The following is a 25,580-nucleotide window of genomic DNA, read 5'->3' on the forward strand; positions in this document are numbered from 1 at the left end:
AGGATATCTTTCACTAGCTGCATCTGACCTATGAAATTAGTTTGCTCCCAAAGCGATCTCAGTACAAACCTCTCACTCGTCAGTCGTGCAGTACCCTCACGACCAACTCATCCGGTACTTGCCAATGTGCTGTTACAAGCGGATGCTGAAACTAACCAAGTCAGCTTAACAGCCTTTGATCTCAGCTTAGGAATTCGCACCAGCTTTAACGCAGAGGTATGGCAAAGTGGTGCGATCGCACTTCCTGCTAAATTACTTGTAGATATCACCTCTCGTCTTCCAGAAGGTGAAATCACTCTAGACGATGAATCAGCCCTCACAGGTGCAACATCCGGTGGAGAAGGTTTAATTGTCACACTCACACCAAAAAGTGGACATTACCAAGTCAGAGCAATGGGGCCAGAAGAATTTCCCGAACTACCTATAATTGAAAATACAGAAGTAATCCATCTCACCACCACTGCATTAATTGAGGGATTACGCGGTTCATTATTTGCTACCAGTGCTGATGAAACCAAGCAAGTACTTACGGGAGTGCATTTAACAGTTAAACAAGATACTCTAGAATTTGCAGCTACCGACGGACATCGCCTCGCAGTAGTAGAAACTAGTAACGAGCGTCCTTTAGGCGGAACTACTCAACTAGAAGTGACAGTACCAGCTAGAGCATTACGTGAACTCCAACGAATGCTAGCTCATAGCGCCTCATCAGATGAACCTGTAGCTTTATATTTCGATCAAGGTCAAGTTGTGTTTGCATGGCAAAATCAACGCTTGACTAGTCGCACATTAGAAGGGCAATATCCTGCTTATCGACAATTGATTCCGCGTCAATTTGAGCGACAAGTGACAATTGAACGGCGACAATTCGTCAGCACTTTGGAGCGGATTGCTGTGTTAGCCGATCAGAAAAACAATATTGTCAAGGTCAGTATTAATAACGAAGCTCAAGAAATTACCTTATCTTGTGAAGCTCAAGATGTGGGCAGTGGTAGAGAGTCGATGCCGGCACAAATTTCAGGTGAAAATATTGAGATTGCCTTTAACATTAAATATTTGATGGAAGGCTTAAAAGAGTTACCATCTTCTGAAATTCAAATGCATTTAAATCAAAGCCTAACTCCAGTGATTTTTACACCATTGGGTAGTTTGAAAATGACCTATTTAGCGATGCCTGTGCAACTTAGAAGTTAAAAGAATTGCGGGTAGCACATCTTTGCTACCCTACAGCGTATTTTTGTTTTCACAGCAGATATGCATATATATTAAGTGATCCATATCAGATTAACTTTGTCCCTCTTCATCCCCACACGTACTATGAATTCATGTCCATCATCAGCAAAACTCAGCTTCCACAAATAGGTCTGAGTTTCTCCTTGTTTGAGATGACCGAAGTAAGTAGTTGTATAGCCCTCAGACATACGTGGAATTAGTGGGGAACTAACTTGGTCAAAATTTTCTTTGGTAATATCTGCTCTGTAGTCTGAATCACCTACTGTAAGAAAAAGCTCGTAATTTCCCGTAGCCGTGGCATCCAAGATAGTCTGCAAACAACTAATGACGTTTTCAGAGGGATTTATCGAATTCATAATTATGTATGCTCCTAAGCGTTAAACCCTAGTTAAGTATAAATTAGGTTACTAGCTATCTATCATTTATCAATCAAGCTAGTATGCTTTCACCCCAAAACTCAAATTTTTTGCAGAAAATCAAAATTATTACATAACTTTGCATTCTTCATTTCTAAACCAGGGATAATCTGCACTATGCAAGTTTATTTTTTGTTTCTATGATTAGTTGATTTGTGTAATCGGAATTTCAATCCAAAATTCTGTACCTAACCCTGGTTGAGAATCACATTTAAGCACACCACCGTGTTTATCTACGACAATCTGGTAACTAATTGACAACCCCAAGCCAGTGCCTTTTCCCACTGGCTTAGTTGTAAAAAATGGATCGCAGATTCTTGCCTTCAGGGATTCGGGTATTCCTGGACCATTGTCTGCAATGCGAATGACTACACTCTTGATATTGCCTTCAAGTTCTCCAAAAGCAGTACGGATAGTAATTTGACTGCTATGAGGTTTTGATTGAGAGTAATCTTCTAAAGCATCGATCGCATTGCTTAAAACATTCATAAATACCTGATTTAGCGGCCCGGCATAGCACTCTACTAAAGGAAGGTTAGTATATTCTTTGACTAATTTTATCGCCGGACTTTCTGGTTTTGCTTTCAAGCGATGCTGCAAAATTAGCAAGGTGCTATTAATACCCTCATGAATATCAACTGGTTTTTTTTCTGCTTCGTCAAGGCGAGAGAAATTCCGTAAACCCAAGACAATCTGCCGGATGCGATCGACCCCAATTTTCATAGAAGATAGAGTTTTGGGCAAATCCTCCATGATAAATTCTAAGTCGATCTCGAAAGCGCGATCGCTAATTTCAGGGCTAGGGTTAGGAGTATTTTGTAAATAGAGGTCTAGGATACTAAGTAAATCTTGGGTGTAATCATTGACATGATTGATATTGCCATAAATGAAGTTCACCGGATTATTAATTTCGTGAGCCACACCAGCTACCAGTTGACCTAGTGAGGACATTTTCTCAGTTTGGATCAGTTGGGTTTGAGTTTGCTTTAAATCATGCAAAGCTTGAACTAGCTTTTGAGTCTGCTCTTTGGTTTGATTATGTAATTGAGCTTGTTGGAGTGCAACCCCAAGTTGATTGGCAATTTGAGTAATAAACTTAATTTCTGAGGCTTCCCAATGGCGGGGTGCAGAATTTTGGTAAGCTGCTAATAAACCCCATAGCTGTTGCCCAATAAATATAGGTGCGATCGCATAAGCCCTTGCTTGAATTTGCTCTAAAGCCGTAACGTGGCATTGAGAGTGGCCAGCTTGATAGATATCATCGACTACAAAGGTTTCATTGTGACGATATCGCCCACCTTGGGTTTCCTGCAAATAGCTATCTTGCCAAACTGTCTTGGTATCAGAACTTACTAGCTTTAACCAGTTATCACCCACAAACTCGGCGATATATTCACCACTCCAATCAGCCTCAAAGCGGTAGACTGCAACTCGATCTGCTTGTAGTGATTTACAAATTTCTTGAGTGGTTGTCTGAAAAATTGCATCTAAGTCAAGAGATTCTCTAACTTTCGCCACAACTTCAAACAATACGCGTTGTTGTTCTGCTGCTTGTTGCAAATCTAATGTCTGTTGTTGTGTCTGAGAGAGTAAATCAGCTTGCTGGAGTGCTACGCCCATTTGGGCCGCAATCTGACTGAGAAAGTTAACTTCTGAAGCTTTCCATTGCCGAGGGCCAGTGTGTTGATAAGTTGCCAGCAAACCCCAAAGTTTTTGCCCAACAAAAATTGGCGCAAGCACAAAAGCATGAATTTGAAACTGCTCTAGATTGTCGATATGACATTGAGCAAACTCCATTTTGTAGATGTCATCGACTGCAAATGTTTCATTGTGGCGGTAACGTCCTCCCTGTGTGTCTTGTAAGTAGGTGTCATTCCAAATTGTATTAATACCTAATTCTGACTCATTTGACCAGTATGGACTAGCAGCCTCGAAATCGCCGACAAATTCACCACCCCAATTAGAATCGAAACGATAAACAGAAACACGATCAGCTTTGATTAATTGACAAACCTCTTTAGTAGTGGTTTGAAAAATAGTATCTGTGTCCAGAGATTCCCGAATTTCAGTAATAACTTTAAATACAGCCTGTTCTTGTTCAGACGACCGTTGTAACTCAATTGTGCGTCTTTTAACTTGTTTTTCTAAATTTTCATTGAAGACTTGTACTTGTTGGTATAATTCATACTGCTGAATTGCTGAAGCAAAGTGTTTACCTAAGTTTCTAGCCAGTTCAATCTCTTCAATCGTCCATTCTTGAGCTTGTGCTTTTTTAGACTCGCGCCAAACCTCAAACGATAAACGGGGATAAAGCTGCCTTTGATCGCTGTTATACTGCCCCGCCCATAGAGTTTCTGTATCTATTTCGTTGCGGAAAATACTTAAATAGCCTAACAACTGCTGGCGATACTGGAGTGGGATCATCAATATGCTGCGAATTTTAGTTGGTTGAAAAGCAACTTGCAAAGTTCGCAAGTCAGAAATTTTATATATATCTGAAATTGCCCAAACATCGTATTTACTAGACTTGTAATGTTCTTGCCAGACACTATACTGCTCTATGAGTGGATATATGGTTTGTTCTGGCATCACAGGTTGCTGTCCACAGATATAAAGCTTGATACAAGTATTTCCTGGTATTAAGCATTCTGTTAAGCTGGTCACGTTGCCATTGTGGAAATCAAAAGCTTCATTTCTAATGCAAAGCCTGCCACCAACTCCATTAAAGGCAGCAACAGCTGCTTCTAAGGCTGGTTGTAATATAATCGTTGGGAGTGAATGTAGTAGGCTAGCAATGCGGTTAACGATCGCTTCTCGTTCGGCTGTTTTACGAACTTGAGCAAGAAGGGTACTTTGAGCGATCGCCACTGACAGTTGATCGGCTACCATCTGTATTGCTTCTAGTTCGTATTCTGAAATCAAACGCGCTTCAGAATTATGAGACACCAGCAGTCCCCAAAGTTGATCTTGATAGAAAATAGGCGCTACTACAGAGGATTTTACGCCCATTGCCGTCAAATATTCAATGTGACAGGGGTCTACAGGGCGGTAACGGATCTCCTCTGATATCGTTTCTCCATTATCCAAGTCACGCAAGTGAATTTGACCAATCTCTTGAGTATCAACATTTACAACAGAACGCACCCGTGATTTGATAAATAGTTCACGGGCGGTGGGTGGAATGTCATCAGTAGGAAAATTCAGTCCTAATAGTGATGGCAAACGATTTTCGTAAATTGACTCAGCAATCACTTGACCACTACCATCGGGATGAAATTTGTAAATCATCACTCGGTCAGTTTTTAATAGCGATCGCACCTCTGCCGTTGTCACTGTAATAATTTCTTCTAACTCTAAGCTTCGTCGGATACGGTTTGTAATGCGGCGTAGAAAACTTTCTTCATCGCGACATAAGGGCAAATCTTGTTCAGGATTGGAGGTCATTGCTTATAGCAAAATAAATTAATAATTTGAAAATTGACATAGTTAAATCTAAAAATATTGTGAGTTTTTTTTATCAATTTGTCTTCAGTAAAACTACGGTCAAGTTACTATTGAAAATATTTATTTTCCTTTTATCAAAATTCACCAAAAAATCATAAAAACAGACGCTAAAAAGATTGCGTCTGTACTAGCTACAAGAGAAAATTCTTGCTTTTTAGTTTTAACTTTTTGTTGAAAGAGTAATGTTCAACAAAATTAAACTCTTGTGTTGTCAGCAAAGCGGATTTTTAGATAGTCATCTTCCATCTTTGCTCCGGCTGGTTGTAGTGCTGCTAAGGCTTGTGGCAAAACTAAGTTACGACGATGGTTGCCAATAGTAATGTTTAATTCATCTCCGGTTTTACTGAGTTGAACTTGGTCTTTAGGAATACCAGGTAAGTAAAGTTCTAAGCTGTATTGGTTTTCCTCTTGCACTACTCTAAGAGTTGTTTCTTTGTAATAAACCTGAGTTGGATCTTCATCTTTATAAAGAGTTTCTTTCAGGCGTTCTAATGAAGCTAATCCGCACATTTCCTCAGAAAACAGAGGAACTTCTTTCACAGGCAGAGGGTGAAAATCATCATGAATTTCTTGGCGATATTGTTCCTGACTTTCCTTCCAACGTTGAAAAAATGGATCTTGGACTTCGCGGGGAATAATGCGATTAGCCACGACCAAATCTGTTGCAACATTATACAAACTTAGATAAGCATGGGCACGGAGAGATTCTTTAATCACCATCTTTTCGGGATTTGTTACCAGACGCACTGAGGTTTGAGTATTATCTGTTAATACTTTTTCCAGAGCTTCAATTTGTTCATAAAACTCATAAGGTGCATCCATTACCTCTTTATCAGGTAGCGAAAAACCAGCAATTGGTCTAAAAAAAGGTTCAACCAGAGGTCGAAGTGCCACTGAGATATTTTGAAATGGTTTGTAAAAACGGCGCATATACCAGCCACCGACTTCAGGTAAACTCAGCAAACGCAATGCTGTGCCGGTGGGGGCCGAGTCAATAATTAAAACATCAAACTCACCTTCATCGTAATGGCGTTTCATCCTTACCAAGCCAAAAATCTCATCCATGCCTGGTAGAATAGCCAATTCTTCCGCCTGTACGCCATCTAAACCCCTTGCCTGTAAAACTTGGGTAATATAACGTTTCACAGCACCCCAGTTTCCCTCCAGTTCTTGCAGTGCATCCAGTTCAGCACCCCACAGATTTGGGCGAATTTTTCGGGGTGTATGTCCCAGTTCCATGTCAAAACTGTCTGCGAGGGAGTGGGCGGGATCTGTACTTAAAACCAATGTCTGATACCCTAGTTCCGCACAACGAAGTCCAGTTGCAGCAGCGACGGAAGTTTTGCCCACACCGCCTTTACCAGTCATTAAAATTACACGCATAGATGCTTCTGTCCTGCCTGAGAATTTTATTACATTTATTTACATTATCGACTGTTTAAGGAAAATAAATGTTGTTTCAACACGTCTAGGCATTATTATGAGTATTTACCCTAACTCATCCGTTGGGTTTTGCCGCAATAGCCGATCAAGCTTAGTTTCCAGTGCTGAGAGTTTTTTGAGAATTGTGGGGCGATCGCCATCAATAGAAATTAGTAAATTGGTTATTCTCTCTTGTATATTCGTTAATTGTGCTACTGCATTCTGGATTTGGAGCATTCCTTCTCGGAGTTCTTGGCGTTCCTGACGTGCTTCCGCCATTTCATCTAACATAGCTTGGACTGTTTTAGCATTACTCTCAAGTAGATGTTTGAGTTCTTTATCAGTCATTGCGATCACGCTTTGGAGTTGAGTTTATTATTCACTCTAAAGTATTGGGGGATTTTGTTTCAATCCCCTGTAGAGCAGCACAACTGTGCTAACCTGTACTATGGCTTAATTACCTGAAAATTGCGATCGGGGCTGTTTACTGGCTCAACATGGCAAAAGCTTGCTCAACCAGCATCTTAGCTTTGTGCAAATTCAACAGCTTTTCCTGTTCAAATCTATCTGGGTAAGTCATTTTCCTACCTTCCAGCGTTAGCCGAATCAGTGCTATTTGCTCATCTGTGGGTGAACTCATCTCATCTATCGCTGCGCCAATATACTGAAAAGTCGTGAAGGTGGGAGCCTTTAACCCTCTTCCCTCTTGCATCTGATGTAGTGCTAATTGTGGAAATGCCATCAGAGAAGTGATGTAAGAAACTTTGTATCCTGGGTTCCCTGTCGGCTTGATACCGTAGCGTCGGCATAAGTCGCGTAACTCTCGGATGGTTTTGATTTCAAGTTCGGAACGCGTGAACATAAAATAGAAGTGTCTCGTTTCTAATGGGATATTTGGTGGGTATCTAGTTTCTCAGGCGAAATACCCACTAATAAATCATTCTTCAATATGTATATCAATTAATTCAGATATATTAAGTAACGTAAAGTGTCTAAAGATAATCGTGGAAATCCAGAAATTAAAAATCATGGTTTTAAAACTGATAGAGATAAACCATTGATTGAATATATACACTTGCGAGTCACCAAGAAAATGAAGGAAGAGGTAAAAGCTAAAGATGACCCTCCAGAATTTTGCCGTCGTGCTATCCAAAAAGCATTAGATGAAGAGAAAGAGAAGTAATGCTTATTTTTCCTACTCTAACTCTTCTGGATTGACCCCCAATTCCTTCAGTCTAGCCTTCAGTTCTTCCACCTGCTGTTGTGCAAGTTCCCTCTGTTGTCGTTCAGCTTCAGTTTTTCGTTCTGCTGCTTGTGCCCTTTCTTCTGGAGTCGCTACCAACTGATTATCTACGTTAAAAAACCGTAATTTGGACTCATACACTCCCAAAAACAATTCTAACTGCTGACTCCATAGCCACCCTTGGGCATTTGCTTCAAAAGCTTGATATTTACCACTCACTAAACAAAACCCTTGAAACTCCAAAGTATTGGGGTGAAACCAAAAATATTCCGGCGTGCGAAAAGTCTCTTGGTAAAGTTCAAACTTCAGACCTTTGTCAACCTTGGCAGTACTGTTAGAAAGTAATTCAATAATCACATTGGGATACTTCCCTTGTTCTGCCCATAATACCCAACTTTTGCGGGGGCGATTTTCACAATCCTTGACGACAAAAAAATCTGGGCCTCTAAAGTCTCGTGTGGTAATCTGTTCTGGGCTAAAATAAATCGTTAAATTTCCAGTAGCATAAAAATCAGTACGCTGACGCCAGCACCATTTCAGACACGCCAACAGTAGTTCAATTTGCTCGCGGTGTAAATCGCTTTCCAAAGGAGGCTCATCACTCCATAAATCACTAGGGGGAATGATAATATCTTCTGCTTCTGTATGTATAGTTAATTCTGCAGGGATTTCAGGATTTTTTGCAGCCGTCATAATGATTAATGGCTTTCATTGTTACATCTAGTGTAATAGCAAGACTTCAGTCCTGATTTTCTTCGCGTAGCATCTCGTCAGAGAGGACTTTAGTGCTCACTACAAACTATGAAGATTTTGACGGTAATTATATTATTTTAATCATCGACTTTTTCAAGAGAAAAAATGCTGCTTCACTACATCTAGGCGTGAACAGTTCCAATAATCGATATGGGAAATAATCAAGCCATCAGAGTTAAGACCTAATTCACTCCAACCAGGAATAGAGATCCGTGGCTTCCAGGGGAGAGGGGTATTCCAACTGAGTGTCCACTCAGTTTTTATTGTGTCTCCTAAATGTTGAATATTATGTAAGTCCATCTTGGGATCTAAAAACAAAGTTTGGATAAAATTAATCATTTGTTTGTAACGTTTAACACCACAAAATTTATTCAGCGGATCTTGAAAATAAACGTCTGGAGCGTAAATGCTGTAAGTTTGATTGACTGGGAATCTTTGATAGTCTTGTTTGAGGATTTCAATGATATCCATGATAGATAAATATATCTGTAAATTGGTTTAATATGAAAACTGAAAAACTGAAATTAACCCTCATTCCATAAACGTTCTAACTGACGCCGCCAAGCAGTTAGGACTTCTTCTCGCCCTTGTGAAGTTTGATTTATTTCGCCCATCATTCCTTCAGCGTAAAAGCGTTCTAAGGTTTGCATAGTAGCTTGTAGAGATTGTCCTTGCTGTTTTGCTGCCTGAATAATTTGCCGGATGCGGCTTTCAATTAGTCGATTAAAGACATTATCTAATCGAGCTTGATGGAGAGATACAAGTCGGTTGATTGCATTGGACAAATCTGCACTCACTAAAGTGCCACTGTTATGTTGAAAGACCCCCCAAATTACCCCTTCATACAAAGCGTAACGTACTTCTTGAGTGTCATCGAAGTTGGCTTCTAGGAACTGTTCTAAAAATGGTTGGGCTTCTTGGATGGGCACAATAGGCAGTAAAACTCGCAGCCAAGTATTATCTTCGGAAAGCAGTACCAATAGCCGAAAATTAGAAGTGTCTATTTGCCACTCGCCAGGAGCGATGTCTACGACGGGCTGCGCCAACGCACCAACAGCCGATGTGCCAAATAATTCTGTTAGCGTAGCCGCAATTTCTTTAGGTGTCATAACTTTTTATTTATATATAGCCTCTAGATTAGCGCAGGGTGCATCAACTTATTCACCAGAATGCTTGCTTATCCAGTCTGAAAACGCAGTGAGGGCGCACAGCTAGGTGTACGCCCCACGAATGAATGTATTCCACTGAATTGAAAGATGTGATTTAAATAAGCGAATTGCTCAAAAACACGATACCGATCGCACAAAAAGCGAAGCCAGCAAGGCTGATTTTCCAGGGTAAAATTCGGTTTATTTCTCCCATACCTATCCCAACACCAATTTCTCTAGCGCTCATCGCAACTGCAAACAGAGTTAAAGTAATACCTAGTATATAGCCAACTACTGGTATCATTCCTGCCGCAACAATAGATTCAGCATTAGCGTAACCCTGAAATAAACCAGCACTGATGCCCACCAGAGCAAGCACCAGAAAGTTTAGTTGATTTGGCATCATCAGCATAGTACCAAAAACAATGGTAGAAATGGCGATGGCTATTTCTGTGCCTGGTAAATTTAGCTGAAATAGATGAATTACAATACCCAAAACTGTTGCGAAGACAAAACATCCAGCGATCGTCGCAGCACCACGAACAAACACAGATGAGAGTAAGCCAATAGCAACAATACCAACTAAACAATTCAAGCTAATTACTGGATCTGCCAATCCCCAGAGAAAGGCTTCCCAGCCGTTAGAAATGGTATGGTCAAATGGTGTTCCACTCAATGAACTGAGTAAGCTAATTAAAATTAAAGCTGCGAGCGCCCCAATATGGCGATCCATGAACTTTGAGGTATTAAGTTCCCCCCAAGCACGCGATTCTGATAATTTAGTCTTGAACATCGCTATATACCAAATTAGTTTTTAGGTAACTTATACTACCCACCTATCCCAAAAAACTAACGTGGTAATGATGCTAGATTACACTAGCTTCACTAAGTTATCTAAAGCCAAGTTGATTTCAAAGTGAAAAGTCTGAATCCAGGCTAAAAACTTTCTCTTATCCTTTAAACCACACAACAGGCTGTTCCTATATCTTTCTGACGATGTACTCAACTAATTGTTGAATTATTTGGGCATCTGTTTCACTTAAACTTTCCAACTCAATTCTATTGCTTTGTTGTGGGGTACTAGGGTTACTACTATATATACGGCGACTCAATCCTACAGGACTATTCTCATAAAATGTTGTATATAATACACATGCTGCTACATACGATCCAATCGGACTAGGGTGGCTTTGATCCGAACTGTAAAGGTTTAATTTCAGATTTGCTTCCTGAATTTTTTGCCAAGCAGTTCCCACAGGTGCAACTTTAGCTTTCAGTTCTTTAGCAATGCTCATGTAAGCATCAGTCAATATCTGTTGCGTTTCTGGTTGATTTTGCTTTGCCCAAGTCAAGTAAAACACTGTTTGGGAATTAACTCGTTTAATTTCGGCATCAAACAGAGTAGCGTAGTTGTACATTTCCTTGGGATTGGTAATTGGTAAAGTACTTTGCTCTTGCAGTACTACGTAATCCCAGCGTTTTACTTTCAAAAGCCTGAGTGCTTCACCACGTTTCCAGTGGTTTTTGAGTGTAGCTCCACCAACCACAACCATTTCAGTTTCCAGCGTTTTAGGTTCTTTGGCCGAAGCAGCCAACTGTTGTGTCAACCAAGGAAGATCGTTGAAATAGGTATAGCTGTTGCCAATAAATAAAACTCTGATTGCCTGCTGTTCGCCTACTGGGAAGGAATTTGCCTGAATCTGCCTTCCTAACATCCTAAACAAGACAATTATTAGAAAGAGGAATAAACATACATATACTATATTGGTGTTGCTCATCATCTCTGAAATATTTGCAATATAACTTAATTCTTGGACGGGATTTTTTTGGAAATAGTTCTGACTGTTGATGAGTATATGAAAGTTTTCCCAAGAGATTGCAAATTTTACCCAACCTAAAACTTTTCTTAACTGAACTGTATTAATAAGAAGACTAATCTAGAAAGTACCTTCATTGGAAGAGAGAGACAATGAAATTTATCAAATTGCTAATACTGAGTATTGCTTTTATCTTCTTTGGATGGATTAGTCCTCTGCAAGCTAGTTCAATAGCTCAATTGCCAACTCCTTTACCTGTAGTTGCACAACGTGAAACAACATCTTTGAAAAATTCACAGGATGTATTGACTGTTGCAACTTTTAATGTCGAGAATTTAGACCCAAAAGATCAACGCTTTGATAATATTGCCAAAATTATTGGCAATAATTTGAACGCACCAGATGTTATTAGTTTAATTGAAGTTCAGGATAACAACGGGCCAACCAATGATAACGTTGTGAATGCAAATCAGACTTACCAAAAACTGATTGCTGCACTCAAAAATATTGGTAGTCCAGCCTACAACTTTGTTGATATTCCGCCCAGTGACGATCGAGATGGTGGAGAACCTGGAGGCAATATTCGTGTCGGTTTCTTGTTTCAACCCAGCCGGATAACTCTAGCAAAAGCGCTCAGAAGAGGCGGTTCATTAGATGCTGTAACTATAACTCAAGGTACAAATGGTCTTGACCTCTCGCTCAACCCTGGTCGGATTGACCCCACGAATGATGCTTTCGATGAAAGCCGTAAGCCACTTTTAGCAGAATTTATTTTTAACGACCAAAAACTGTTTATCATTGCTAATCACTTTGTTTCTAAGCTTGGAGGTTCTCCCAGCGATGTTAAACGAGTCAAACAAGCCGAAATCGTGAATGAATTCGTAGCGCAACTACTAGAAGTTGACCAGCAAGCTAAAGTAATTGTATTGGGTGATTTAAACGATTTACCAGATTCCCTACCTCTGAAAGCCTTGAAGGGTAACATCCTTGAGAATCTGACGGATCGTTTACCTGTTAGCGATCGCTTTAGTTTTAAATTTCGTGGAAATCCTGAACTTATTGACCATTTGTTAGTCAGTAAAAATCTTTCCAATGTTGCTCAACCAGAAATTGACATTGTGCATGTCAATGTTGGCTTTAGTAAGCCTGTCAGCGACCACGATCCTGTAATTGCAGCTTTTACATTACCTGTTACCCAGTCCACCTCTGACCAATTATTTCTTGATGGTACAAGCCCCTAAATTCATTTATGGATAGATAAATTTTAAACTTTGCTTGGTTCAAGCCCTCGGATTTATCCGTGGGCATTAATTGCGAATGGGCGAAAAAGCGAATTACGAATTGTGCTGACACGATTCCTCCAGTTGTCCAACCCATTCCCACTCCCGTAAGGTGACTTGAGACTTGGACGGGGAGAACTTAATGGCATTGGAGAGCAAGTTATCCAACACTCGACGAAAGATAACTGCATCTACTGCAACAATGCCACCAGGTACGGCTAGTTCACGTATCAGGGTCAAGTTCTTTTGAGTTGCGATCGCCTCAATATCTGCCAATGCTGACATCCCCAACATGATAAGGATTTGGCGCTTTTGTCCGTTCCACGATCCGTTGTATTACATCGCATACAACTCTAGCAGATGGAGTTTATAATATTATTTTGTTAAACATCGTAACTCTTAATCTAAATAAATTCTGGCATAAATGAGCGAAATACTTCTTGTCATAGATATGCAAAACGGTTTTATGTCTGAGAAATGCAGACATATTATTCCTACTATCATTAAACTAATTGAGCAATTTTTAGCGGCTGGAAAACTCGTTAAATTCACAAGATTTATCAATACTGCTGACAGTAATTATGTAAAATTAATTCATTGGTCAAGATTGATGCAAGAATCAGAAACGAGCATTATTGATGAACTTCAGCCATATATAAATAATAATATTTTTGATAAACCTTATTACTCTGCATTTACACAAAGTTTTTCTAATTTTATTTTTCTTAATAAAATCAGTAAAATATATCTTTGTGGTGTTGAAACTGATAGCTGCATTTTGAAAACAGCAATTGACTCTTTTGAGCGTGGTATTGAACCAGTGATTATCGAGGATGCTTCCTCTAGTCACGGTGGTCAGCAAGCACATGATGCAGGTATTTTTTTGCTGAAGCGTAATATAGGGAAAAACCAAATTAAGATGACTGATGAGGTTCTTGAGGAGATGTCATAAGCCTTGCATCATTGTTAATATCCTGAACCTGGTGTGATCGCAAGGGTTGGTATTATGAATATAGTCCGATATTTTAAAGCTTAGTCATTTGCTCAAATCGAAATTTTTACTTAATTCCAATTGCTTGGATTACGGTTAAGCTAAATCTACCTTGAAAACTGTAGTTTGTTGAAATCAGGGAAAAACTCAGAACTCCAGCCATGAGACAATAATATAGTCTACTTAAAAACTCCATATTTAAAAATGTATGGAGTTTATTAAAAATAATATAAAGTTTCAATAAAAAATTAGAAGAAAATAATCATAGAAAATACTGATGCTTTTTGATTTATTATAAGCAAAAATATTACTTACATCTTTTTTAGAGATAATTTTATTCCAGGCATCTATACATAATGTTCATTAACTCTCTCATTTCTGATAATTTACAACAGACTATCATTCGTCATCCTCTTGTTGTTAGCTCTGAGGTTATGCTTCCAGATGTGATTGCACTAATCAATGAAGCATTAGGTAATCATCATAGCTTGCCAATCAAAGATAGCAATTGTTTGACAAACTCAGGTAAAAATATAGCTAGCAATACATCTCAAGCCACTAGTTGTGTTTTAGTTATAGAAAACTCGCACTTGGTGGGGATAATTACGCAAAGAGATTTAATTAAGCTGACAGCGCAAGGTAAAAATATAGAGGGTATCAGTGTTGCCCAAGTAATGACCAGAGAGTTAATAACATTGAGGTTAAAAGATTTTAAAGATGTTTTTACGGCGTTACATTTGCTGAGACAAAATCGGATTTGCCATCTGCCTATTGTTGGCGATCAAGGAGAATTAATTGGATTAGTTACTCCTACCAGTCTGCTGGCAGTTTCTATTCTACAAGCCGAACTTTACAATCATACACGAGTTAAACTTGTAGAACGCCAGAAAATAGAGGCAGAATTGCGATTGGAGCGTAATTTTGTTTCTGCTGTTTTGAATCTAGCAGATGCTTTAGTTATTGTATTAGATTTTCAGGGAAAAATTGTTCGCTTTAACCATACTTGCGAACAAGCCACGGGTTACACATTTGATGAAGTTAAAGGAAAATTTATTTGGGATGTCCTGCTATTACCTGAAACAACAAAACGTATCAAAGATATTTTTCAAAATTTAGCCGATAGAGAATTTCCTCAACGTTACGAAACTTCTTTAGTTACTAAGGATAGCAATCGCCACCTAATTTCTTGGTCAAATAAGGTTTTACTTAACCCTGATAATCAAGTTGATTATATCGTCTGTACAGGTATTGACATTACTGAAAGCCGAAAAGCACAAGAGGAACTCCAGCAGACTCGCAACTTTTTACAATCGATGATTAATAATCTGCCTGTAGCCGTCTTTGTTAAAGATGCTAAACCAGAAAGTTTTGGGACATTCAAGCTTTGGAATCATACCTGCGAAAATATTTTTGGCATTACAGCAGAGCAGGCTATTGGCAAAACAGATTACGAATTATTCCCAAAAGAACAAGCAGACTCTTTATGCCAAAAAGACCTAGAAACTTTTGCTAGCAGTGTACCTCAAGATATCTCTGAAGAACCTATTGACAGCCCCAGTTTTGGTAGAAGAATTTTACACACGACTAAAATTCCTTTGTATGACAAAGATCAACAACCCGAATACCTGTTGTGTATTTCTGAGGATATTACAGAATACAAACGAGCAGAAAAAAATCTGCAACAAGCAAAAGAGCAATTACAAACGGTTTTAGATGCAGTACCTGGGTTTGTTTCTTGGGTAAATTCTGATGGATATTATTTAGGGGTTAATCACCATTTAGCTGAAAGTTTTAACTTGACTCCTGATGCTTTTGTTGGTCAAGAATTGGGCTTTATGGAAAATAGTCCGCAATTTACAGAATTTATGCGTGAATTTTTAGCTAGGCAAGATGTAGCAGATTCTAAGGTTATTGATACCCAAATCAATGGTAAGATATGCAATTATTTGCTCGTCGCTCAAAAATATCAACAAAATACAGCTGCTGTTGCAATCGGAATCGATATTACAAAACGCAAACAAGCTGAAATAGCCTTACAAAGTTTGATAAAAAGTACAGCTTCTACGACTGGACGTGACTTTTTTCCAGCATTAGTTGAGCATATTTCTTCTACTTTAGATGTCCGTAACACCTTAGTAACTGAGTTAATTGATGGGCAAGCTCACACTTTAGGATTTTGGTCTGATGGGCAGTTACAACCCAATATTTGCTATAACCCAAAATCAACTCCATGTGAAATTTTGCTCAAGCAAAGATTTTACCACTGTAGTTCGAGAATTCAGCAACTCTTTCCTAATGCTAAAAGATTAGCTGCTATGGAAGCTGAAAGTTATATGGGAGTTATTTTGAGTGATGATTTTGGTCAACCAATTGGCTCATTATGCATAGTAAATGACAAACCCATACCTGACCAACATAAATTTGAAGGAATTCTCAAAGTATTTGCAGCCAGAGCATCTGCTGAATTGCAAAGGCAACGAGCGCAAGAAGCTCTACAAAAACTCAATCAAGATTTAGAAGTCAGGGTTAAGCAACGCACTTTAGACTTACAACAAAGTGAGGCAGAACTTAGAGCTATTTTTAATCAAGCAGCTGTGGGAATTAAACTAGAAACTTTAGATGGTCATTTTCTTAAAGCTAATCAAAAGTTGTGTGAAATTTTAGGCTATAGCCAAGAAGAAATACTAAAGAAAAACTTTAGAGATATCACACATCCAGAGGATATACAAATCCATCTAAATCAGTTGCAAAAATTAATAGCAGGAAAGCTAGAAACATTCTCCATTGAAAAGCGCTATTTACATAAAAATGCTGATGTAATTTGGATAAATCTAACGGTTTCTCTAATTCGAGATCCGATTGGTAAACCCATTTACGTGATCGGTGTAGTTAAAGATATACGCGAACAGCAAGCTGCGCTACGCGAACGCAAACAAGCTGAAGAAAATATTTGTAAAGCTTTAGTAAAAGAAAAAGAACTCAGTGAGTTGAAATCTCGTTTCATTTCTATGACCTCCCACGAGTTCCGAACTCCTTTAGCTGTGATTGCTTCCTCTGCTGGAATCTTAAAAAGTTTTAGTCATAAACTAGATGAACAACAAAAGCATAAACATCTCCAGTGCATTCAGACTTATGTTCAACACACTACTCAACTATTAGATGATATTTTGCTAATTAATAAGGCTGAAGCTGGAAAATTGGCGTTTGAACCAATTTGTATTAATTTAATTAATTTCTGTCGTTCTTTGGTAGAGGAAATTCAACTCAGTTCTCCCAAGCATACTCTAGCTTTTTCTCCCCAATACTTAGGTAATTCATCAACAGATGATCGCTTTATGGCTTGTATAGACAAGAAGCTTTTGCGACAAATACTGAGCAATTTGCTTTCAAACGCTGTCAAATACTCACCAGATGGTAGCAATCTTCAAATTGATTTATTAGTTCAAGATGAAAGCGCAGTTTTTCTAATTCAAGATGAGGGTATTGGTATTTTACCAGAGGATCAACAGAATTTATTTGAACCATTCTACCGAGCTAGTAATGTTGGTAATACGCCAGGAACTGGATTAGGTTTGGCAATAGTCAACAATTGTATAGACCTTCATAGAGGAAGAATTACCTTCACTAGCCAGGTCGGAGTAGGTACGACATTTAGGGTAGAACTGCCACTAATGATAAGTGGCTTCCTCAATGAAAAATATTTAATGTGTTATTAGTAAATAATTTTAGGGAACAATAAACTACGGCAGATTATTTAGAATTTAATGTAGATTAGCAAATCATTAAATAAGTCGGAAGTTGGAAGTCAGAAGTCGGAAGTACAGTTTTGTAACGGGGATTTAGAACAAGACTTACATACTTGCGGCTTTTCTTATAGCCGGGGACTTAAACCCACCGAAGTTTGTTAAGCTGGATAATCTGTTCTAGCAACTGTATTTACTGCGTCTCTAGACATTACAAAAATACTAAAACTGATTTTTTTATCTTTACTAATCAGAGATGAACACAATTTTAATTATAGAAGATGAACCCCAAGTAAGGGGAAACATTGAAGAAATTTTACAACTTTCTGATTTTGAAACTTTGATAGCTGCAAACGGTAAGATTGGATTAGAAATTGCTCAAGCAAAATTGCCAGATTTAATTATCTGTGACATTATGATGCCTGAATTAGACGGCTATAGCGTGCTGTCTGCTTTACGTCAAAATGAAGCAACTATCAATATTCCTTTAATATTTGTTACTGCTAAATCAGAGCGTTCAGATTTTCGTCAAGGAATGGATTTTGGGGCTGATGATTATTTGACTAAACCATTTACTCCTGAAGAACTACTCAATGCGATCGCTTCTCGTCTTAACAAACACGCCTTGGTTGAGCGCCAAGCTCAAGCCAAACTAGACGAACTCAGAATGAATATTGCTCACTCACTACCTCACGAACTGAATACTCCTTTAAATGGTATTCTCGGTATGTCACAGTTGTTAATAGAAAATTGTCGCATCATACCTGCTTCTGAAGAAGTCGAAATTGCAGAATTAATTTACACATCTGCCAATCGCTTGAATGCATTAGTTAAAAGATTTTTATTATATACTAATCTGGAATTAATAGCCAAAAATCCTGAAAAAGTCCGTAAAATCCAAGAACAAAGAGATAAATGTCTTGCTGAGAAAATTATTAGTGAAGTCGCTTTCAAAAAAGCTACAGAAAACTTTAGACAAAAAGATTTAAAGCTAGATATCCAAGAATCTACGGTACAATTATCACAAGAAAATTTGAGTATTCTTATTGAAGAATTACTTGAGAATGCTTTTAAATTTTCTTTACCAAACAGCGAAATTCAAGTTATGAGTAAGATAAAAGGTAATAAATTTAATTTATATGTAATTGATAATGGCAAAGGTATGGCAATTGAAGAGATTAAGAAAATTGGAGCTTTTATACAATTTAATCGAAAGTTATGGGAACAACAAGGCTCTGGCTTAGGGCTGGCTATTGTTCAGCATATAGTTAAATTATATGGTGGTGAATTTACAATTGCTAGCATTCCTGAAAAAGGAACTACTGTAAGTGTTAGTTTGCCTTGCTAGGGGATGATTACAAATATAACTACAGTAAAATAGAAATTTGCAAAATAGTAATTTAGAGAGTAAGGAAATCTATTGAATATTTTAGGGGATTAGTTATATTCCTTAGTTTTAAGTACGCTTTTTCAACACCAGGTTTGCACAACATGACCCTTCAATTGTTGTCCTAACCAAGGTGTATTTTGTGAAAGTGTATAAAGACTTTTACGTTCGACTTTCCAGGTTTGCTGGGGATCAAATAAAGTAAGTTCTGCTGGTTGATGAGGTATGATCGCACTTACTTTTTGCCCCAAACACTCTGCTGGATTGGTACTCAATGCCCGCCATAATTCTAAAGCTGTAAATTCCTCAGTTTCAACGAGATATTGCCACAGTAAAGGTAATGCTAGCTCTAAACCAATTGCCCCAGCAGGTGCTTCGGCAAAGGCTTGGACTTTTTCTTCGTAGCTGTAGGGTGTGTGATCGATAGCGATCGCATCGATTACACCCGTACATACCCCTGCACGTAACGCCGCCATATCACTGGGATTACCTAAAGGCGGGTCTAAATGCAAGCTGGTGTGATAACTCTTAACTGCTTTGGTATCAAGTAAAAGGTGCATCCAGGTGGTGCTGGCGGTGATAGGTAAACCAGCTGCTTTAGCTGAGGCGATTAATTCCACGCTGCGAGCTGTGGAGATACGCATGATATGGACTGGTGTGCCGATGGTTGCAACCAATTCAAGCATTGCTGCGATCGCAGTAGTTTCAGCACTGGCAGGTATTGGGGGTAAGCCAAAACGGAGAGCATTTGTCCCTTCTCTCATGACACCATTCGCTGTTAACTGGCGATCGCTAGGCCAAAATGCTACTGGTTTACCCAATGGCTGGAGATACTCTAACACTCTCCGCACCAGCGCCAAATTTTCTAAAGGTTTACCATCAGTAAAACCAACAACTCCAGCAGACGCTAAATCTGCCAATTCCGTCATCTGCTTCCCAGCAATATCTACGGTGATAGCACCCCAGATATGAAGCAGGGGAGCAGGGGAGCAGGTGGTCACTGAGCTTTGCCGAAGTGGGAGCAGGGGGGACAAATTCTTCTCTGCTCCTCTGCTTTTGTGCCCCTCTGCCCTTTTCTGCTGCAACTGTGCCACAAGCGCAGGGTTATCAATAACTGGGGATGTATCGGGTAAAATGCTAACTCTGGTAAAGCCGCCAGCAGCAGCAGCTTGTAAGAAAGACAAGAGGGTTTCTCGTTCTTCAAAGCCAGGTTCACCAGAGTGGCTGTATAAATCCACTAATCCAGGGCCGAGAACTAATCCCTGACAATCTCTGATTTGAGTATCGGAACTGATATCAGAAATGTGCGAAGCCACTTCTCGGATATAACCATCAGCAATCAGCACATCAAAGAGTTCGTCGATTTCAGAAACAGGGTCAATCACTCGTACTTTTTGCAGCAGTTCAGTCATAAAAGTTTTTAGTTATGAGTTAGAAGTTAAGTAGGTAAGCATAATTAAACATAAAGTAAAATCCTAGTTCGTAGTGAGCGATTCATCGCTCAAAGCAAGGATTATTAAGACTAAAGTCCTTACTAAAAACTTTAATTTATTTACGTCTAGCTACTTATGAGTTATTTGTTCTTCAGTCATCACTCCTCACTCCTAACTCAGCACTCCTAACTCAGCACTCACAATGCCCCCGCTGCTGTTTTATCTAGTACGCCTCCACCAAAGTGATAGGTGATGTTCATCGCTTGCAGTACTGGTAAACCATCGATTCCAGCAGGGTAGTCGATAACACTGACTGCACCGTTACCCTGGCGAAAACTCCAGAAGTTTTCCAGCGATAAACCCAGAATGTGACAAAGCAAGGTTTTGTTAGTAGCGTCATGAGCTACTACTAATACAGTTTTGAACTGATTATTTGATGCTGCTTGCAGAATTGATTGCCAAGCTGCAACGCTGCGCTCCCACACCTGTTGCAAATTCTCCCCTTCAGGCATTTGGACTTGCGTTGGTATTAGCCGCCATCGCTGCAATTCTCCCGGAAACTCTTGCTCTATCTCTGTTTCTAATTTTCCTTCCCAGAGACCATGACTGATTTCTCTTAAACCATCTTGCAATTCTAACTTGACATTAGGATGTTGTTTTAAAATAATCTCTGCTGTTTCTTTAGGGCGCAGCATTGTGCTACTGCAAGCATTATCAATTGCTACTTCTTGGAGAAATTCGCTTGCTTTTTGTGACTGTTGTCTACCGTTGTCGTTGAGGGGGACATCAATTTGCCCTTGAAACCTGGTTTGGCGATTCCAGTCTGTTTCACCGTGACGCACTAGTAACAATCGTACTCCTTGATGATCCGGTCGCAATGAAGGTAGAGTTTCTCCGGTGTGTTGCGTTTGATTTAAGGATTCTAGCTGGACTGGTTCGCCCAATCCTCCAGCAAAATTTAATACGGTGATGCCACAGTTAGATTGTTGTATTGAGTGGTAACGACTGGGAGGGATTCCTAACGCTGTGCTAATCAAGGCGCGATTAATTCCGTTGTGTCCCACAATGAGAATAGTTTCGCCTTGATGTTGAGACAAAATTTCTTGCCAAAACTGCCGTGCTTGTTCGTATAAAGCAAGAACGGGATAATGTTCTCTCGTTCTTTCTGCATCATTAAGCAGCATCCGCAGTTCGTCGGGGTTTTGATGCCAAGTGCGGTAGTCTTCGGCAAAGTTTTGCTTGACTTGGGAAGTCAGCAATGCTTCCCATAAAGGCAGGTCGATTTCTAGCAGCAAATCAGAAACTTGAACTACAGCAGATTGTTTAGCCTGAGTAGCTAACTCACTATGGATAATATCTGCTGTATGTTTCGCTCGTTGTAAGGGACTGCTGTAAATCGCATTAAATAAGATATTGCTGAGGGCTTTGCCTACTAGACTGGCATCGTTACGACCTTTTTCGGTTAATGTTGACGCATCAGTGCGTCCTTGGATACGCCGCTCGGTGTTATAACCGCTTTGACCGTGGCGCACAATGATGACACGAGTCATCTCAAAGCCCTCCTCTTATCTTGACGATTAATTTTACTGCAAAACGATTGCATAATTATCGACTCAGGAAGGCGGATTGAGTCAGGTACAAAACTTTATTCTGTTAGAGGAAGCAGAATGATTGGCTAAAACTGCCGTTGTATGAATGATATTTTGTAATATAGCGGTTTGCAGTTGAGTCCAATACAGACCTAACCCCCAACCCCTTCCCTACTAGCGTTGGGGAGTAAGATTCAAAGCCTCTCTCCTTGTAGGAGAGAGGAATGGAAGTGAGGTCAAAACTGTACTTCACCCAAGCGATAACCGCTATAAAGCTGTTTTGATTTAAGTAAAAATAGTAAGAGTGAAAATGATGTAGGCACAATTTAGGAATTACTAGCTTAGTACTTTGTCTAAGCTAGTAATGAAAAGTTTGTAGTAAGCATTTTAGTGCTTAGAAAATTAAAGACTAAAGTCTTTACTACGAACTTGTTGACCTTACTAATTTAAACTTAGCAGACTATTAGCAAGGATTTAGGAAAACGCAAAATTAATTAAAACTATAGCGTCAGCCTTTATACCTGATTATTCTCTCCGTATATCTAACTGTACTTGCAATCCATCATTGTCACTGCCTGACTGAGCCGGTGTTAAGAAAACTGAAGTGTCTGGCTGTGATAATGATTCGTTAAAACGGATTTGGGCTGGAGCTTTATTGTCTCTTCTATTATTGTTGGAAAGACTTGCTGGATTAGTTTGCTCAAAAAAACTTCTAAAGTCATCTTGGGCTGTTTTCCGCTCAATTCCAACTAGAGAATCACCAGTTAATCTGTATTGTCCGGGATTTGAGTTTGATGCTGGTGATTGAGCGTAGACTTGGCTTCCTAAGCTTGCAAAGGCTGCCGTAATCCCCAAAAAAGCAATAATTTTGGCGTTCATTTGTTTAATCCAAATTATTTTTAATATTGCTTGTCTCTTATTCTCTGGGAAAAATATTTTGATTAACTCTATCGTTAGGTTCAACTATAATAATTTTATTGCGTATATACTTAGCGTGTCAATGATGGATTGCTGTTTTAGGCATTAACAACTTATAACGAATGGCATCTCTTTAGGAAGTTGGATTATCTGGTTCAGTTTCTTAGCGATCGCACAGTTAAGTTCGTTGAGATATGCCAGGATGAAACCAGGGATGCCAACAGGTACAACCGCATTCCCTTCTTTAGTCGTTTACTAGTTTTATCATCAGTGTCACAGGATAGCGATCGCACTGGTCATACTGATTAAGTATTTGCACTATTTTTCTTAAACTAGCACAGTATTAATTGAACAGCGATCGCAGTTAAGTTCGTTGAGATATGCCAGCATTAAATTAAGGATATTTAACAGTCGCACTAGAGCGATGCCTACGGCGGGCTACGCCAACTGCACTCACCACAGAAAGCGCTAAGATTGCGTCAGCGTAGCCCATTGTAGATATCGCTAACAAACAGACGCTTTCTCAATGCCAGCGATACTAATCTAGATATTCAGTATGCCGTTAACTATTCAGGGTGTATAGTAAATTCAGCCTAATTAAGCAGAATCGCAACCGAATTAGTTTGTTTTGCTATGCCAAATGAGCTTTTACAAATTTTAGTAGCTGCATTTATCGGTGTCGTTTCTGGGTATCTGATTAATCAATTACCCCCACTAAGAACCTTTCGGGGTAGCTGGTTCTTGGTTACTGCTGTAGTAATTGAACTTGCTCTCTTGTCAGGAATTTGGGCATGGTTGTCTGGAGAAGTTGCGAAAACATCAAGTGTCAGAGGCTTGGTTCAAATGATTGGTGCTGCCTTGGTGGGAGCCTTTTTAGTTAATATTCTCCAACTTATCTTCGGTAACGTTTGGGGTAGACAGTCTTCACAACCAACTCCCCCTCAGCCAGGTACAAATCCGGGAACTGTTGTTAGAGGAACACGGATGACAGGGAAGGGAAATAAAGCAAGAGTTACTAAAGGAGATGTTTGGGTAGAAAATACTCAGATAGACGGTGAAAACCAAGAGTTTTCTGTGACAGACGATGCTAATCCTCCCGCTTCTCCCCAACAAAATAATCTGCCGAATCCATGATTATTGCCAATCGCACAGAGGAACTTCGACTTTTCAACCAGATGGTGCAGGGAAGCTTTGGCAAACGGGTGCTACTGATTGAAGCTAAATCTGGTTTAGGTAAGACTCAGTTACTGGCACTGTTTCAGCATAGTCTGCCTAGAAATATATTATCTGTACCAGTCGATCTCAAAACAGCACAGCGAGGAATTCCCTATATCTTTTCTTGTGTACGCAAGCGTTTAGGAGAAAAAAGTTTTCCTTCTTTAAACGCTGCTGTTGGGCAATATCTTAAATCGGGGATAGAAGTCTCTGACACTAGGATGACTGGCAACGATAATCAATTGAGCGTAGTTTTGTCTAATGTGGATGAATCTACACGCAATTTTCGCTTGACTGAACTACGAGAAGCATTTTTTCAGGACTTGCGAAAAATTCCTCAAACATTAGTTTTTTTGTTTGATTCTTACGAAAAAGCCGCTACCGAACTGGCAAACTGGTTAGGGGGAGAATTTTTAGCAGATGTTGTTGATACACCCAAGTTAATTGTAGTAATTGCTGGGCAGCAGATTCCTCAACCGACAATTGAGTGGATGGATTTACATCACTGTTGTTGCTTGGAAGCCATTTTAGATAGAGAGGCGTGGTATGAGTACAGCCAAAACAAAAAACTGCCTTTCAATCGAGATGAGGTAAACATGGCGATGTTGATACTCAAAGGACAACCTCAGGAGATTGATAAAACCTTACAAGCCCTAAAAAGCAAACAGCAATGAATAGTGAGTTATTGCAAAGGCTGGCAAAGGCACAAACAGATGAGGAACGCTCTTGGATTGTCACGGAAAGTTTGCTTTCGACACTTTCGCCTGAGTTAGCTGCGGCGGCATGGGCGGGGGTAGTGCCACACTGGTTTAATGCAGAGATTTTGGCAGCACTGCGCCCAGAATTGCAAACACAATCATCTCAGCTTTATACAGAATTGCAAGCTTTACCTTTTGTGGAAAAGTTTCCTGATAGAGGGCATAATGTTCATGATTTGACGCGAAATCTGATGTTAAAACATCTGCGTCTTGAACGTCGGGATGAGTTTATCACGTTGTCGCAACGGGCAGTTGAGTATTTTGGCAGCACCAATCCTGAGCCAGAAACTCAAATTGAATGGCTGTATCACTTGATTGTAGTTGACCGGGAGTGGGAAGGCAGTGAGCTTTGGGATTTAGCCCAAAAGTGGGACAATAATTTTCGTGTTGCCGAGCTAGAATCGCTGATTACAGCATTATTAGAACAGATTGCAGCAGCGCAAGTGGCAACTCCAGCTAAAGCAGAAGTTTATTTTTGGGCAGGTAAAGCAAAGTTTCGAGTTTATCAAGCAACAGAAGCCTTAGAGCGCTACGAAGCAGCATTGGCATTCTACCGCGAGATAGGCGATCGCTTGGGTGAAGCTAATACATTAAAAGCAATCGGCGATGTCTTGCAGTTCCTAGACCGACGCAGCGAAGCCTTAGAGCGCTACGAAGCAGCATTGGCATTCTACCGCGACACAGGTTCTCGCTTGGGTGAAGCTAATACATTAATAGCAATCGGCGATGT

24 protein-coding genes are annotated in these 25,580 nt (G+C 39.6%); 10 read left to right on the top strand and 14 right to left on the bottom strand.

Translation table 11 applies throughout. The features are described from left to right. Positions 1-30 precede the first annotated feature (30 nt). Positions 31-1,194 carry a DNA polymerase III subunit beta gene (gene dnaN, locus V7K60_RS00660; RefSeq protein WP_334922099.1) on the top strand — a complete coding sequence of 388 codons (1,164 nt, stop codon included), beginning with the start codon at positions 31-33 and terminating at the stop codon, positions 1,192-1,194. A gap of 71 nt (positions 1,195-1,265) precedes the next feature. Here dnaN and V7K60_RS00665 read toward each other — a convergent pair whose 3' ends face one another. The 5 genes from V7K60_RS00665 to V7K60_RS00685 form a co-directional block, all read right to left on the bottom strand. Then, positions 1,266-1,589 (bottom strand): hypothetical protein, encoded by a 324-nt coding sequence (locus V7K60_RS00665; RefSeq protein ID WP_334922101.1) that lies wholly within the window; start codon positions 1,587-1,589, stop codon positions 1,266-1,268. A 204-nt stretch (positions 1,590-1,793) separates the two neighbouring features. After that, positions 1,794-5,093, bottom strand: coding sequence for a GAF domain-containing protein (locus V7K60_RS00670; RefSeq protein WP_334922103.1), 3,300 nt, complete (start codon positions 5,091-5,093; stop codon positions 1,794-1,796). A gap of 255 nt (positions 5,094-5,348) precedes the next feature. Beyond that, entirely contained in the window at positions 5,349-6,536 is a 1,188-nt protein-coding gene (locus V7K60_RS00675; RefSeq protein ID WP_334922105.1) for a TRC40/GET3/ArsA family transport-energizing ATPase, read from the bottom strand. A 105-nt stretch (positions 6,537-6,641) separates the two neighbouring features. Next, complete coding sequence (locus tag V7K60_RS00680) at positions 6,642-6,923, bottom strand: hypothetical protein (RefSeq protein ID WP_334922106.1); 282 nt, start codon at positions 6,921-6,923, stop codon at positions 6,642-6,644. 136 nt (positions 6,924-7,059) lie between these two features. Further along, entirely contained in the window at positions 7,060-7,437 is a 378-nt protein-coding gene (locus tag V7K60_RS00685; RefSeq protein WP_334922108.1) for a hypothetical protein, read from the bottom strand. A gap of 126 nt (positions 7,438-7,563) precedes the next feature. Between V7K60_RS00685 and V7K60_RS00690 the strand changes: the two genes are divergently transcribed. Continuing rightward, positions 7,564-7,758: a hypothetical protein gene (locus V7K60_RS00690; RefSeq protein ID WP_334922110.1), complete on the top strand. Its 195-nt coding sequence runs from the start codon at positions 7,564-7,566 to the stop codon at positions 7,756-7,758. Positions 7,759-7,770: 12 nt separating this feature from the next. On the opposite strand, the gene V7K60_RS00695 is transcribed toward V7K60_RS00690, so the two are convergent. From V7K60_RS00695 to V7K60_RS00715, 5 genes are all read right to left on the bottom strand, one after another. Further along, positions 7,771-8,511: a Uma2 family endonuclease gene (locus tag V7K60_RS00695; protein ID WP_334922112.1), complete on the bottom strand. Its 741-nt coding sequence runs from the start codon at positions 8,509-8,511 to the stop codon at positions 7,771-7,773. A 153-nt stretch (positions 8,512-8,664) separates the two neighbouring features. Next, positions 8,665-9,042, bottom strand: a complete 378-nt coding sequence (locus V7K60_RS00700) for a DUF2358 domain-containing protein (RefSeq protein WP_334922114.1) — start codon at positions 9,040-9,042, stop codon at positions 8,665-8,667. Positions 9,043-9,095: 53 nt separating this feature from the next. Then, positions 9,096-9,680 (bottom strand): hypothetical protein, encoded by a 585-nt coding sequence (locus V7K60_RS00705; RefSeq protein WP_334922116.1) that lies wholly within the window; start codon positions 9,678-9,680, stop codon positions 9,096-9,098. Between the two features lie 154 nt (positions 9,681-9,834). Then, a complete protein-coding gene (locus V7K60_RS00710; protein ID WP_334922118.1) occupies positions 9,835-10,512 on the bottom strand; it encodes a HupE/UreJ family protein in 678 nt (225 codons plus the stop codon). 187 nt (positions 10,513-10,699) lie between these two features. Beyond that, on the bottom strand, positions 10,700-11,434 hold the full coding sequence (locus V7K60_RS00715) for an SGNH/GDSL hydrolase family protein (protein WP_334922120.1): 735 nt from the start codon (positions 11,432-11,434) through the stop codon (positions 10,700-10,702). Positions 11,435-11,688: 254 nt separating this feature from the next. Here V7K60_RS00715 and V7K60_RS00720 point away from each other — a divergent pair, with 254 nt between their 5' ends. Beyond that, positions 11,689-12,777, top strand: a complete 1,089-nt coding sequence (locus tag V7K60_RS00720; RefSeq protein WP_334922122.1) for an endonuclease/exonuclease/phosphatase family protein — start codon at positions 11,689-11,691, stop codon at positions 12,775-12,777. Positions 12,778-12,870: 93 nt separating this feature from the next. Here the strand turns inward: V7K60_RS00720 and V7K60_RS00725 are convergent, their stop codons facing one another. After that, positions 12,871-13,110: a hypothetical protein gene (locus tag V7K60_RS00725; RefSeq protein ID WP_334922124.1), complete on the bottom strand. Its 240-nt coding sequence runs from the start codon at positions 13,108-13,110 to the stop codon at positions 12,871-12,873. Positions 13,111-13,240: 130 nt separating this feature from the next. Between V7K60_RS00725 and V7K60_RS00730 the strand changes: the two genes are divergently transcribed. The 3 genes from V7K60_RS00730 to V7K60_RS00740 all read left to right on the top strand — a co-directional run bounded on the left by V7K60_RS00730 (position 13,241) and on the right by V7K60_RS00740 (position 18,898). Then, positions 13,241-13,768 carry an isochorismatase family cysteine hydrolase gene (locus V7K60_RS00730; protein WP_334922126.1) on the top strand — a complete coding sequence of 176 codons (528 nt, stop codon included), beginning with the start codon at positions 13,241-13,243 and terminating at the stop codon, positions 13,766-13,768. A 395-nt stretch (positions 13,769-14,163) separates the two neighbouring features. Further along, complete coding sequence (locus tag V7K60_RS00735; protein WP_334922127.1) at positions 14,164-17,523, top strand: PAS domain S-box protein; 3,360 nt, start codon at positions 14,164-14,166, stop codon at positions 17,521-17,523. Between the two features lie 283 nt (positions 17,524-17,806). Continuing rightward, positions 17,807-18,898 carry a hybrid sensor histidine kinase/response regulator gene (locus V7K60_RS00740; RefSeq protein WP_334922129.1) on the top strand — a complete coding sequence of 364 codons (1,092 nt, stop codon included), beginning with the start codon at positions 17,807-17,809 and terminating at the stop codon, positions 18,896-18,898. A gap of 122 nt (positions 18,899-19,020) precedes the next feature. On the opposite strand, the gene V7K60_RS00745 is transcribed toward V7K60_RS00740, so the two are convergent. The 3 genes from V7K60_RS00745 to V7K60_RS00755 form a co-directional block, all read right to left on the bottom strand. After that, positions 19,021-20,349, bottom strand: coding sequence for a dihydroorotase (locus V7K60_RS00745; protein WP_334922131.1), 1,329 nt, complete (start codon positions 20,347-20,349; stop codon positions 19,021-19,023). A 218-nt stretch (positions 20,350-20,567) separates the two neighbouring features. After that, positions 20,568-21,920 carry a histidine phosphatase family protein gene (locus tag V7K60_RS00750; protein ID WP_334922133.1) on the bottom strand — a complete coding sequence of 451 codons (1,353 nt, stop codon included), beginning with the start codon at positions 21,918-21,920 and terminating at the stop codon, positions 20,568-20,570. A 564-nt stretch (positions 21,921-22,484) separates the two neighbouring features. Beyond that, positions 22,485-22,838 (bottom strand): hypothetical protein, encoded by a 354-nt coding sequence (locus V7K60_RS00755; protein ID WP_334922135.1) that lies wholly within the window; start codon positions 22,836-22,838, stop codon positions 22,485-22,487. A gap of 180 nt (positions 22,839-23,018) precedes the next feature. On the opposite strand from V7K60_RS00755, the gene V7K60_RS00760 reads away from it, so the two are divergent. The 4 genes from V7K60_RS00760 to V7K60_RS00775 all read left to right on the top strand — a co-directional run. Further along, the gene (locus V7K60_RS00760; protein WP_334922137.1) at positions 23,019-23,186 is read left to right on the top strand and encodes a hypothetical protein; all 168 of its coding nucleotides are present in this window, start codon (positions 23,019-23,021) and stop codon (positions 23,184-23,186) included. 324 nt (positions 23,187-23,510) lie between these two features. After that, the gene (locus tag V7K60_RS00765) at positions 23,511-24,011 is read left to right on the top strand and encodes a hypothetical protein (protein ID WP_334922138.1); all 501 of its coding nucleotides are present in this window, start codon (positions 23,511-23,513) and stop codon (positions 24,009-24,011) included. After that, positions 24,008-24,766 carry a hypothetical protein gene (locus V7K60_RS00770; RefSeq protein ID WP_334922140.1) on the top strand — a complete coding sequence of 253 codons (759 nt, stop codon included), beginning with the start codon at positions 24,008-24,010 and terminating at the stop codon, positions 24,764-24,766. Before V7K60_RS00765 ends, V7K60_RS00770 begins: the two co-directional genes overlap by 4 nt. Beyond that, positions 24,763-25,580 (top strand): tetratricopeptide repeat protein (locus V7K60_RS00775; protein WP_334922142.1); only part of this gene is annotated, 818 nt, incomplete at its 3' end. The genes V7K60_RS00770 and V7K60_RS00775, both read left to right, overlap by 4 nt.

Origin of the sequence: Nostoc sp. (assembly GCF_036917555.1) — a bacterium.
GTDB lineage: Bacteria > Cyanobacteriota > Cyanobacteriia > Cyanobacteriales > Nostocaceae > Nostoc.